The organism is uncultured Salegentibacter sp., assembly GCF_963972535.1.
In the GTDB taxonomy this organism is placed as follows: domain Bacteria; phylum Bacteroidota; class Bacteroidia; order Flavobacteriales; family Flavobacteriaceae; genus Salegentibacter.
Genome location: NZ_CAXAVR010000088.1, coordinates 1 through 11,402, shown reverse-complemented (window position 1 = coordinate 11,402; position 11,402 = coordinate 1). Strand labels below are relative to the sequence as shown.

Here is an 11,402-nt window from a genome sequence, read left to right as displayed (position 1 = left end):
AAAAATAAGTTTTATTTCCCCTCTGCAAACTACTCACCACCATAGTAGGAGTTTGCGCGTTTTCCTTCTCAAAGTGAGTTTTATAGTAGTGGGAGCCGTTCCTCTACTTTCTTATGTATTTATGAGTGATGATACCTCCAACATAAATTCTCAACTTTTTATTTATTCATGTATTCTTACCGCAGTTGCACTTTCAATTGTAGGAGCACTAAAAAGTTTGGTAACCGAAAAAAATGTAATTATAGGAATTCTCGAAACCTTATTATTAGGCGGAATTGCAGCTTTTCTTGCCTATTACGTAGGAGATGTACTGGAAAAGATGTTTTTATAGGAGCTCTATTTAATCCGGTTAGAATAAAATATTATCCCTATATTGCTTATTTCAAAAAATTAAAGATTGCTCGATCATTGTATTAAAATTCATTCCTCACCTGGCTTCTCTTTATTTTTCTTCTTTTCTTGCTCCTTTCTAAGTTGCTCCTGCAACTTTTCCATATCTTTTTCTACCTTCTCATCTAAAACTTTGGCATAAATCTGTGTGGTCTTAAGAGACCTATGTCCTAACATCTTGCTTACAGACTCTATAGGAACACCTTTAGATAGTGTTACGGTCGTGGCAAATGTATGACGGGCTAAATGTGTGGTAAGGTTCTTTTTAATACCGCAAACGCTGGCTATTTCCTTCAAATAAGCATTATATTTTTGATTGGAATAAACCGGCAAAACTACTTTCCCCATTTTTACCTTGGGATGGTCTGCATATTTCTCAAGTATTGCTTTTGGAATATCAAGCAAAGGTACACTGCTTAGTGATTTGGTTTTTTGTCTTTTGGTTTTTATCCATTGCTTACCTTTTGAATCCAAAACGATATCATTTGCGCTCAATTTTTCTACATCAGAGAATGATAGACCGGTATAGCAGCAAAAGACGAAAATATCCCTCATTCGATCCAGGCGCGGAATTTCAAAATACTGTTCCACCAAATTCTGAACTTCAATATCCGTAAGAAATTTTCGTTCGGAAGGTTTCCAACTCCCTTTCCAATGGAAAAAGGGATCTTTTTCTATCCATTGATTCGCATAAGCGATACGGATGATCTTTTTAAAATTTACGATATACTTTTGGGCCGTATTGTGAGCACAGTCTTTTTCCGATTTTAAATAATGATTAAACCCAACAATAAATTGGTGGTCCACATCTTCTACGGGTATGTCTTTTACTTTATAACGATACTTAATGTAATCTTCAATATGCTTTTTACAGGCATTATATCTTTGCAAAGTTCCTTTGGTATATCCTTTTCCGATTAGTTTTTCCATATCATCATTATGATCCTGAAAAATTTCAACCAGCATATACTGCTTCTCCTCCTTGCCCATATAGATATCCTTTATAATCTTCGCAGAAACTCTTTTCCCCTCTCTTAAAAGGCGATCGTGAATATCATATAAGGAAGCTCGCATATCGTCAAGGTATCTTTTTAATGCTTTTGCCTCCGTCGAATTCCCACGGGTGCTATTCGTATGGCTATTCCATTTACCTGCATCAATTTTTCTTGATGTTGTAAAATCTGTGCGCTTACTGTTATATGTAAGACGTGCGTAAATAACGGCTTTCGTGTTTTGATTGGAAGTCGTTTTTTTCGGATAAAAAGTAATAAATAGTGAGTTGATCATCGGTGCTTGTTTTAAATATGCACCTCAAGGTATAAAATTTAAGTGTTAAAAAAACGTCGCAACTATTTTATTAACAGGTCATTAGGAGTTTCAAGGTGCATATATTTTCATAAAAAAATATGCCCCGAATTCAGCACCAATCACTTAGCATTTTTTGTGATATTTTGAAAGGTTTGGGAATAAAAAAAGCCTCTAAATCATTGATTTTGAGGCTTTTTAGGATATTTTGGTACTTTAAAAGCGGTCTGGACGAGACTCGAACTCGCGACCCCCTGCGTGACAGGCAGGTATTCTAACCAACTGAACTACCAGACCGTTGCTTTATTGCGAGTGCAAATATACATCTGTTTTATTATTACACAAACCTTTTTTTAAAGTTTTTTCAGCATTATTTTTATACCATTAGGCAAACTTTTGTCTTTCAACAAAATAGGTTGTCAAAATTTTATCGAAGTTTTTATTAATATCTGCTTCTACATAATTAATCTTGTATTTAGCGCATTCCAATTTCAGGTCAGCAACATATTTTTGTACCGCCTTTTGGTAACTTTCTCGAATATTTTCAGAATAAAGATCTATTTCGGCTCCGGTTTCCACGTCGGTAAATCGTTTCGGAATATTCTCAAAGTCAAAATCTAATTCCCGCTTTTTATCCATCACGTGAAATAGCACCACCTCATGCCTGTTATATTTTAAATGCCGTAAAGCTTCAAAAAGTGCTGCTTCTTCGGTATCGGCCTGGAACATATCGGTAAACAGAAACACCAGGGAACGGCGTTTTAACTTTTCAGCAATTTGATGCAGAAAAGTGTAAGTTTTAGTTGCTTTATGAGTTGTTTTCTTCTCCAGGCTTTTATTTAACGCGTCCAGCAACATATGCTGGTGCCGATCACTGCCTTTTTCAGGCGCGTAAAACTCAAATTCATCGCTATATATGCTAAGGCCTACCGCATCGCGCTGCCGCTTTAAAATCTGCATTATACTGGCTATAGATAATACCGAAAAACCAACCTTATTAAGAGAGTTTACCGAAAATTTCTTCACTTCAGGATAATGCATCGAAGCCGAATTATCCATAATAAAATGACAGCGCAAATTGGTTTCCTCTTCGTAGCGTTTTGTGTAGAGCTTATCGGTTTTAGCAAAAAGCTTCCAATCTATATGCTTGGTACTTTCGCCGTTATTGTAAATCTTATGCTCGGCAAATTCTGCAGAAAACCCGTGAAACGGACTCTTATGAATTCCCGAAATATAACCTTCTACCACCTGTTTCGCCAAAAGTTCTAACTGGGTAAACCCCGCCGCCGAACTATATATTTCTTCCTTTAAATCCATTCCGTACTAAGATAAATAAAAGCTGGTGTTTTAAAACTAAAAAGCCGGCAATAAAAAACCCGGTACAAGACCGGGTTTTCAAATTATATAAAATGCTAAAAATTATAGCAATTCGTCTAAAGCCTCAGCGTAAGTATTTTTTGGTGCAACACCTACCTGGCGGCCTACTACTTCTCCATTTTGAAAAATAAGCACAGTTGGAATATTTCTCACTCCGTATTTCGCAGCAAACTCCTGGTTAGCATCAACATCTAGTTTTCCTACAACAGCTTTCCCGTCATATTCAGTACTAATTTCCTCAATAATTGGTCCTACCATTCTACAAGGTCCACACCATGCAGCCCAAAAGTCTACCATTACAGGTTTGTCACTTTTTAGTACCTGCTCTTCAAAATTCGCATCAGTTATTTCAATAGCCATAATTATCTATTTTTAATTTCTGTTATTATCATTAAAGTGTAAAATTAGTCAAATATTTTTGCTTTCCTTACACAAGCGATATTGTATTTAATTATACGCTTATTCAACTCGTTTATTTGGCGGTTTCCCCGCGCTCGTAGCGCGGGGTCGGGCTTTCAGCGCTACACGGTAGCTTGCTTCAATCCCTAACCGGAAAAATCAGTTTCCAGTTGGCAGTGAGCAGTGAAAAATAAATATTCGTGCATTCGTGGCCTTAAAAAACATATTACTGCATACTGCAACTGCTTACTGAATACTGAAATCAATTCAACTTATACATCACCTGTTCATCTTCCAAAGTATGTAAAAGCTCTTGCGAAATTTTCACTTTTTGTTTCTTACTTGGCATATGTAATTTTACCTGTTCTTTCATTTCATACACCACAAAATTCAGTTTATGGTCACCTCTATGGGTTCTAAAAACATCTTTAAACCAGTTGATTTTTTCCTCATGGAGATCCGCAATATCCAATTGAATTGTGAGTTTTTTCGCAAATTGATCCATCACATCGTGTAACAAATAAATGTTGTTAAACTGAATTCTTGGTTCTCCCTTTTTACCGGTTTCTTTATTGGTCCAGCCTTCTTTTACAAAGATCTTGATATGCACAAATGAATTTGGAACCAGAAAGTGCCTGAATTTTAAATATTCCTCACCAAACATCCTAAACTCATAAGTATCGGTATAATCTTCTACACTAAACATCGCCCAGCCTTTACCCATTTTTGAAACCCGATGCTGCACATCGCTTATCACCCCACCAAACGTAAGGTCTCGGTTTACGCATCTTTCCAGATCATTGAATTCTCCCAACTTGGAGTTACAGAAATAATCCATCTCATACCTAAAATCGTCCAGTGGGTGACCCGAAATGTAGATTCCTACCACCTCCCGTTCTCTTCTCAGTTTTTCCATAGTGCCCCACTCTTCACAAGGCGGCACCACAGGTTCCGGAATTTGGACTTCACTGGCTTCCCCAAACAGACTCACTTGTGAGGAATTCTCATTTTCCTGGAATTTTGCTGCGTATTTAATCACTTTTTCCAGAAAGGTAATTCCGTCGCCATCATCGTGAAAATATTGCGCGCGGTGTGTATCGCCGAAGCTGTCGAAACCACCCGCTAAGGCCAGGTTTTCAAAAGCTTTTTTATTAGCCGAACGCAAATCAATACGTTTCGCCATATCAAAAATAGATTTATACGGCCCGGCTTCTGTTTTTCGGTTTTCCACAATAGTAGCAACCGCGCCGGAACCCACACCTTTTATGGCGCCCATTCCAAAACGAACCGCATAATCTTTATTTACCGAAAACTTATAAAAAGATTCATTTACATCTGGACCCAGTACATCAAGCTTCATTCTCTTACATTCTTCCATAAAGAAAGTAACCTGCTTAATGTCGTTCATATTATTAGAAAGCACCGCAGCCATATATTCCGCAGGATAATGCGCTTTTAAATAGGCGGTTTGGTAGGCAATCCAGGCATAACAGGTAGAGTGGGATTTGTTAAAAGCATAGGCAGCAAAAGCTTCCCAGTCTTTCCAAATCTTCTCTAAAACATCTCTTGGATGACCTTTAGACTCTCCGCCATCTAAAAATTTTGGTTTTAATTGTTCCAGTAAAGCGAAGATCTTTTTACCCATCGCCTTACGCAAAACATCGGCTTCACCTTTACTAAAGCCGGCCAGCTTCTGTGAAAGTAACATCACCTGCTCCTGGTAAACCGTAATTCCGTAAGTTTCCTGCAGATATTCTTCCATTTCAGGTAAATCGTAGGCAATCTCCTCATCGCCGTGCTTACGTGCAATAAAACTCGGGATATATTCCATTGGTCCGGGGCGGTACAATGCGTTCATAGCAATAAGATCATCAAAAACCGTTGGTTTAAGATCTTTCATATGCTTCTGCATCCCCGGCGATTCATATTGAAAAATCCCTACCGTTTCCCCACGCTGGAAAAGCTTGTAAGTTTCTTCATCATCTAACGGAAATTCATCGGGCACCAAATCTATATTATGCCTGCCTTTTACAATTTGAACCGTGTCTTTAATCAGGGTTAGTGTTTTCAACCCCAGAAAGTCCATTTTTAGTAGTCCGGCGCTTTCTACAACCGAGTTATCAAACTGAGTAACATAAAGATCGGAATCCTTTGCTACCGAAACCGGTACATAATTGGTAATATCTCCGGGAGTAATAATTACCCCACAAGCGTGAATCCCGGTATTTCTAACCGAGCCTTCAAGAATTCTCGCCTGGTTTACCGTTTGTGCTTCCAGGTCGTCTCCTTCAGCAATATTTAAAAGTTCATTTACTTTTTCTAAATCTTCACTCCTGAATTTCTTTTTGAGCTCTTTCTCGTCCATTCCAAAGATCTTCCCGAGCTTGGACATGGTAGGGATCAATTTCGAAATTCTATCGGCATCGCCCAACGGAAGATCCAGCACCCTGGCGGTATCCCGAATGGAAGATTTGGCCGCCATAGTTCCGTAGGTAATAATCTGCGCAACTTGGTTAGCCCCGTATTTTTGAATTACATAATCCATAACCCGGCTTCGACCTTCATCATCAAAGTCAATATCAATATCGGGCATACTCACACGATCGGGATTCAGGAAACGCTCAAAAAGCAAGTCGTATTTAATAGGATCTATATTGGTAATTCCCAAACAATAGGCAACGGCACTTCCCGCCGCTGACCCACGCCCAGGTCCTACCGAAACATCAAGATTCCGGGCTTCGCGAATAAAATCTTCCACAATAAGGAAATACCCAGGATACCCGGTATTTTCAATAACCGAAAGCTCAAAATTAAGCCGGTCTTCAATATCGGGAGTGAGTTCCCCGTAGCGCTCTTTAGCACCAACAAAAGTGATATGTTTCAGGTAAGCATTCTCCCCTCGTTTACCACCATCGTTTTTATCTTCTTCTACTAAAAATTCTTCAGGGATGGTAAAGGCAGGTAATAATACATCACGAGCCAGCTCAAAAGGCTCAATCTTATCTACAACCTCCTGCACATTACTAATGGCCTGAGGCAGGTCTTTAAAGAGATTTTTCATCTCTTCGCCACTCTTAAAATAATATTCCTGGTTGGGCAAACCATAACGGTAACCACGACCACGGCCTATTGGAGTCGCCTGCTTTTCGCCGTCTTTTATACACAATAAAATATCGTGAGCATTGGCATCTTCTTTCGCACAATAATAGGTGTTATTACTCGCCACCAGTTTTACATCATGTTTTTTAGCAAAATCTACCAGCACCGTATTTACACGATTTTCATCTTCCTGGTCGTGACGCATGATCTCTATGTAAAGATCGTCTCCAAATTCTTCTTTCCACCAAAGCAAAGCTTCTTCAGCCTGGTGTTCTCCAACATTTAAAACCTTACTCGGCACTTCCCCGTAAAGGTTACCGGTAAGCACAATAATATCTTCTTTGTACTCCTTTATAATTTCCTTATCAATTCGCGGTACATAATAAAACCCATCGGTATAGGCTTTAGAAGACATTTTGGCCAGGTTATGATAGCCTTTTTTGTTCTTGGCCAACATCACTACCTGGTAGCCATTATCCTTTCGGGATTTATCGGCGTGATTTTCACATACAAAAAATTCACAACCTACAATAGCTTTTAATTCCCTGGCTTCTGCCGGTTCGTTATTGGCAATTGCCTCTTCATTTTTTGCTCTAATTGCTTTATTATAATCGCCAATTTCTTTTACAAAATGAAAAGCGCCCATCATATTTGCATGATCTGTAAGCGCTACCGCAGGCATATTATTTTCGGCAGCAACATTTACGAGATCTTTTATACTAATTGTAGACTGTAAAACCGAAAACTGTGAATGGTTATGTAAATGCGAGAACGGAACCTCATCCAGTTTTTCGAGGTTTTCTTCAATTTCTTCAGTAGTAATTTCTGAAGTAGGTTGTTGCTTTTGAAGCCTTTTTCTTATTTCTTCAGAAGCCTTTTTAAGGTTAATGTGTTTTAATCCAATAAGCTCTATAGGCTGCGGATTAGCTTCTGAAAAATTCTCAAAATAATCTGCAGGTACATCAAGCTGTTCCTTTGTAAAAGCTCTTTGGCGCACCAACTCTAAAAAACACCTTGTAGTTGCTTCCACATCGGCAGTAGCGTTATGGGCTTCGCCAAAAGGTTCATCGAATAAGAATTCGTGCAATTCGGTTAGGGTGGGTAATTTAAATTTACCGCCACGTCCACCGGGGATTTTACACATTTGAGCGGTTACTTCAGTACAGGTATCCAAAACCGGCAACTCCTGGAGGTTATTTTCCATCGCTTCCCTATGGAATTCGGCACCCATAATATTCAGGTCAAAACCTACATTTTGCCCTACTACAAATTTGGTTTTATTTAAAGCTTCCTGGAATTTTTCCAGCATTTCAGTTAAGGAAATACCTTCTTCGGCAGCAAGCTCGGTAGAAATTCCGTGAACTTTTTCAGCATCGTATGGAATATTGAAACCTTCGGGCTTTACCAGGTAATCCTGACTTTCTACAAGCCTCCCCATTTCATCATGCAACTGCCAGGCAATTTGTATACATCTTGGCCAGTTATCAGAATCAGTTAAAGGAGCGTCCCAACGTTTGGGAAGACCGGTAGTTTCGGTATCAAAAATAAGGTACATGTACGGCGAAAATTAGGAATTAAGCTGAATATGAGATGTTTATTTCAGAAGAAAAAACACCTGCTTCGAGGCTAAAATTACATATAATTTAGCGCAGCCTCAAGTTAATTTTTCAGGATTTATTAACGATATTTTTTAGCTTAAAAGAAGTTCCTATTTTGTATAAATAAAAAAACCTCACAAGCACCGTTTCCGGTAAGTTGTGAGGTCTATACGAACACTAAAAACTACTACTTCAATCAAACATCTGTTCGTACACTTTTACGTTATTAATGCTGCTTTGTATATTTTGTTGCTGCCTGTTAAGTTTAGAACTTAAACTTGGCGGTAAATCTTTTTCCTTAGTTATGTCTTTATAATCTTCTAAAGCGGCCTTTTCCCCACGCAAGCTTTCTTCCAGCATAGCTTCATCATTGTCACTCTCTACAGAAGATTTTAACTTCATCCATGTGCGGTGTATATCTCCTTTTGCACTACCATCTTCTTTGGGTATTTGGCCATAGCCTGTAATCTCTTCCCTTAATTCTTTAATAAAGATTTCCCGCTCCTGTGACTTTTGTTTAAAAAACTCCTGAAGCTTCCTGTTTTTTGCATTTTTAGACGCAGCGTTAAAGCCTTCTCGTGCATCATAACTCTTCTCAAGTAATTCGTTGAGCTTATTGCCCATTTCTTCTTTGGTTCTCATAGTTGATTAATTTTTTATTGACGATTAGGCTTCTAATTCCAGACTCTTTAATTTATTGAGTGCGGCTACAATCCCATTCTTTTGTTTTAATAATAGATTTGCCGTTGTTGGTGGTATTTCGGGATCTTTTAAAACCTCTTCATACTCATCTACAGCTACCTTCTCGCCTCTTATTGCTTCTTCAAGCGCAGCTTCATCTTTATTTCCTGAAAAATTAGTTTTAAGGTTCATCCACGTGCGATGGGCATCACCGGCTAAACTGGAACCTTTCTCGGGATTCTCCCCAAAATCACGGATTTCAGTTTTAAGCTCGTGGCCAAAATCGTATCGTTCCTGAGCCCTTTCAGAAAAAAAAGCTTTAAGCTGTGGGTTTTGAGAATTTTCAGAAGCATATTTATAGCCTTTCTCGGCATCATAATTCTTTTCAAGTAAGGCGTTCAATTTTTTTGAAACTTTTTCAGAATATCTCATCTTCACTTCGCTTTTTTAATAATTTCAGATATAAAGATAAAGCGCCCAATCTACAGCAACAACCTGTTTAACAGGGTTTAGCACTAATTAACTGCTTTTAACAACAGCCGCTTATTTTAACCTAAAAACTTCCCAAATTCGGTTATTTATAGCCTGCCGGCATCTAAAATTTATTTTAAGTCCAACTCCTTGTGAATTAGAAAAATGTAGTATCTTTGCAGCCTTATTAATAATCGGGGTCGGGAACCCCACAAATTAATTTTTATGCCAGTAAAATTAAGATTACAAAGACACGGTAAAAAAGGAAAACCTTTTTTCTGGATCGTAGCCGCAGATGCGCGCTCAAAAAGAGATGGTAAATTCTTAGACAAATTAGGAATCTACAATCCAAACACCAACCCTGCTACAATCGAGTTAGATGTAGACGGAGCGGTAAAATGGTTAGAAAACGGTGCGCAGCCAACAGATACTGCTCGTGCTATACTTTCTTACAAAGGAGTTTTACTTAAAAAACACCTTGCGGGTGGCGTTAAAAAAGGCGCTTTAACTGAAGAAGAAGCTGAGAAGAAATTCGAAGCCTGGTTGGAAGAAAAAGAAGCTAAAATTGCTGCTAAGAAAGACAACCTAACCAAAGAACAACAAGAAGCTAGAAAGAAAGCTCTTGATGCTGAAAAAGAGGTGAACGCTAAGCGTGAAGCTGAAGCAAAAGAAGCCGAAGCGGCAGCTGCTGCTGAAGCCGAAGGTGCTGCAGTAACCGAAGAAGGTGAACCTGAGGCTAATGTGGAAAAGGAAGTTGATCAAGAGACTGCCGAAGAAGCAAAAACCGAAGAAAAAAAAGGCTAAAACCTTAACTGGCGATGACTAAAGACGACTGTTTCTTTTTAGGTAAAATCGTTGGTAAATTTAGCTTTAAGGGCGAGGTGCTTATTAAATTAGACACCGATGTTCCCGAAATGTATTTAGAAATGGAATCAGTGCTCATTGAATATAATGAGAACCTGGTTCCATTTTTTATTGAAAGAAGTTCGCTGCAAAAAAGCACCTTACTTCGCGTTAAATTTGAAGATATTGAAACCGAGCAGGATGCCGAAGACCTTGTAGGCGCTCTTACCTATCTTCCACTTACTATGCTTCCAGATCTGGAAGACGACCAGTTCTACTTTCACGAAATTATTGGTTTTGACGTAATAGACGCCACCCACGGTAATATTGGCAAAATCACTTCTATAAACGACAGTACTGCACAGGCTCTTTTTGAAATTCAAAAAGGCGAAAAGCAAATCCTTATCCCAATGAACGATGAGTTTATAGATAAAATAGATAAGGAAAACCATACTATTTATTTAACTACTCCCGAAGGTTTGGTGGAGTTGTATCTTGGGTAGCAGTTTTTAGTTGGCAGTTGCAATAATTTAGTCGTCATTGCGAGAAACAATTTGACAATAGGAGAATTGTGACGCGGCAATCTCTTTATTAAATTTCTCATATCACTATTTATTCTTTTCAATTTAAATGTCAATGCGAGGAATAATTCGACGATAAGAGAATTAAGACGTGGTATTCCTTTGTATAAATGAGTATTCCTTATTTTCCCTCTTGAAGAGATTGCTTCAGCTGAAAAAAATCAGCTTCACAATGACGAATCAACTTGGTTTTTTCCGTCATTGCGAGCAACGAAGGAGCGTGGCAATCTTATGTTATTTATCCTAAAATCATATCTTTAGACAGATCATTCCAATCAGGGTTTTGAGTATTTATGAGTTTTTCCTTTTTTGCCCTGTTTCCTGCCTTAATTTTCTTTTCATGTTCAATCGCCTGACTCACATCACTAAACTCCTGAAGATAAACCAATTTCTCGCAGTTATATTTAGCAGCAAAACCTTTGTTCACTTTACTCTTGTGCTCAAATATCCTTTTTTGAAGGTTAGAAGTAACTCCGGTATAAAGAACTGTATTGTTTTTATTGGTTAGAATATATACCCAGGAATATTTCATTTTATAAAATTAAAAACCTGCTGTGGTTAGAGTAATAAGGGAATTCACTAAAAATCAGGATGAGATTGCTTCAGCTGCAAAAAAGCAGCTTCGCAATGACGTTTCAAGTTACAATCGTCATTGCGA

The 11,402-nt window shown here is 38.3% G+C and carries 10 protein-coding genes and 1 tRNA gene; 3 read left to right on the top strand and 8 right to left on the bottom strand.

Annotated features, from left to right (window positions below; translation table 11 throughout):
* A partial coding sequence (locus tag AACZ30_RS10475) for a VIT1/CCC1 transporter family protein (RefSeq protein ID WP_339649231.1) occupies positions 1-331 on the top strand: 331 nt, incomplete at its 5' end.
* A gap of 89 nt (positions 332-420) precedes the next feature.
* Here AACZ30_RS10475 and AACZ30_RS10470 read toward each other — a convergent pair.
* From AACZ30_RS10470 to AACZ30_RS10440, 7 genes are all read right to left on the bottom strand, one after another.
* Positions 421-1,677: a site-specific integrase gene (locus AACZ30_RS10470; protein WP_208223050.1), complete on the bottom strand. Its 1,257-nt coding sequence runs from the start codon at positions 1,675-1,677 to the stop codon at positions 421-423.
* Positions 1,678-1,918: 241 nt separating this feature from the next.
* Positions 1,919-1,992, bottom strand: a tRNA-Asp gene (locus tag AACZ30_RS10465).
* An 87-nt stretch (positions 1,993-2,079) separates the two neighbouring features.
* Positions 2,080-3,012: a DUF58 domain-containing protein gene (locus AACZ30_RS10460; protein ID WP_339649229.1), complete on the bottom strand. Its 933-nt coding sequence runs from the start codon at positions 3,010-3,012 to the stop codon at positions 2,080-2,082.
* Positions 3,013-3,114: 102 nt separating this feature from the next.
* Positions 3,115-3,432, bottom strand: a complete 318-nt coding sequence (trxA, locus tag AACZ30_RS10455) for a thioredoxin (protein WP_075325050.1) — start codon at positions 3,430-3,432, stop codon at positions 3,115-3,117.
* Positions 3,433-3,733: 301 nt separating this feature from the next.
* Positions 3,734-8,125: a DNA polymerase III subunit alpha gene (dnaE, locus tag AACZ30_RS10450; protein ID WP_339649228.1), complete on the bottom strand. Its 4,392-nt coding sequence runs from the start codon at positions 8,123-8,125 to the stop codon at positions 3,734-3,736.
* Positions 8,126-8,360: 235 nt separating this feature from the next.
* The gene (locus tag AACZ30_RS10445; protein WP_208223056.1) at positions 8,361-8,810 is read right to left on the bottom strand and encodes a PA2169 family four-helix-bundle protein; all 450 of its coding nucleotides are present in this window, start codon (positions 8,808-8,810) and stop codon (positions 8,361-8,363) included.
* A 24-nt stretch (positions 8,811-8,834) separates the two neighbouring features.
* Positions 8,835-9,281 (bottom strand): PA2169 family four-helix-bundle protein, encoded by a 447-nt coding sequence (locus AACZ30_RS10440; RefSeq protein ID WP_208223058.1) that lies wholly within the window; start codon positions 9,279-9,281, stop codon positions 8,835-8,837.
* 264 nt (positions 9,282-9,545) lie between these two features.
* Between AACZ30_RS10440 and AACZ30_RS10435 the strand changes: the two genes are divergently transcribed.
* Together AACZ30_RS10435 and rimM are read left to right on the top strand one after the other, a co-directional pair.
* Positions 9,546-10,124, top strand: a complete 579-nt coding sequence (locus AACZ30_RS10435; RefSeq protein ID WP_075325054.1) for a 30S ribosomal protein S16 — start codon at positions 9,546-9,548, stop codon at positions 10,122-10,124.
* A gap of 14 nt (positions 10,125-10,138) precedes the next feature.
* Complete coding sequence (rimM, locus tag AACZ30_RS10430) at positions 10,139-10,666, top strand: ribosome maturation factor RimM (RefSeq protein ID WP_339649227.1); 528 nt, start codon at positions 10,139-10,141, stop codon at positions 10,664-10,666.
* A 316-nt stretch (positions 10,667-10,982) separates the two neighbouring features.
* Here rimM and AACZ30_RS10425 read toward each other — a convergent pair whose 3' ends face one another.
* On the bottom strand, positions 10,983-11,276 hold the full coding sequence (locus AACZ30_RS10425) for a GIY-YIG nuclease family protein (RefSeq protein ID WP_339649226.1): 294 nt from the start codon (positions 11,274-11,276) through the stop codon (positions 10,983-10,985).
* Between the last annotated feature and the right edge of the window lie 126 nt (positions 11,277-11,402).

Excerpts from the sequence above, each read along its gene's own strand:
- AACZ30_RS10445 (WP_208223056.1), bottom strand. The coding sequence starts at position 8,810 with ATGAGAACCAAAGAAGAAATGGGCAATAAGCTCAACGAATTACTTGAG.
- AACZ30_RS10440 (WP_208223058.1), bottom strand. The coding sequence starts at position 9,281 with ATGAGATATTCTGAAAAAGTTTCAAAAAAATTGAACGCCTTACTTGAA.
- AACZ30_RS10460 (WP_339649229.1), bottom strand. The coding sequence starts at position 3,012 with ATGGATTTAAAGGAAGAAATATATAGTTCGGCGGCGGGGTTTACCCAG.
- rimM (WP_339649227.1), top strand. The coding sequence starts at position 10,139 with ATGACTAAAGACGACTGTTTCTTTTTAGGTAAAATCGTTGGTAAATTT.
- AACZ30_RS10470 (WP_208223050.1), bottom strand. The coding sequence starts at position 1,677 with ATGATCAACTCACTATTTATTACTTTTTATCCGAAAAAAACGACTTCC.
- AACZ30_RS10435 (WP_075325054.1), top strand. The coding sequence starts at position 9,546 with ATGCCAGTAAAATTAAGATTACAAAGACACGGTAAAAAAGGAAAACCT.
- dnaE (WP_339649228.1), bottom strand. The coding sequence starts at position 8,125 with ATGTACCTTATTTTTGATACCGAAACTACCGGTCTTCCCAAACGTTGG.
- trxA (WP_075325050.1), bottom strand. The coding sequence starts at position 3,432 with ATGGCTATTGAAATAACTGATGCGAATTTTGAAGAGCAGGTACTAAAA.
- AACZ30_RS10425 (WP_339649226.1), bottom strand. The coding sequence starts at position 11,276 with ATGAAATATTCCTGGGTATATATTCTAACCAATAAAAACAATACAGTT.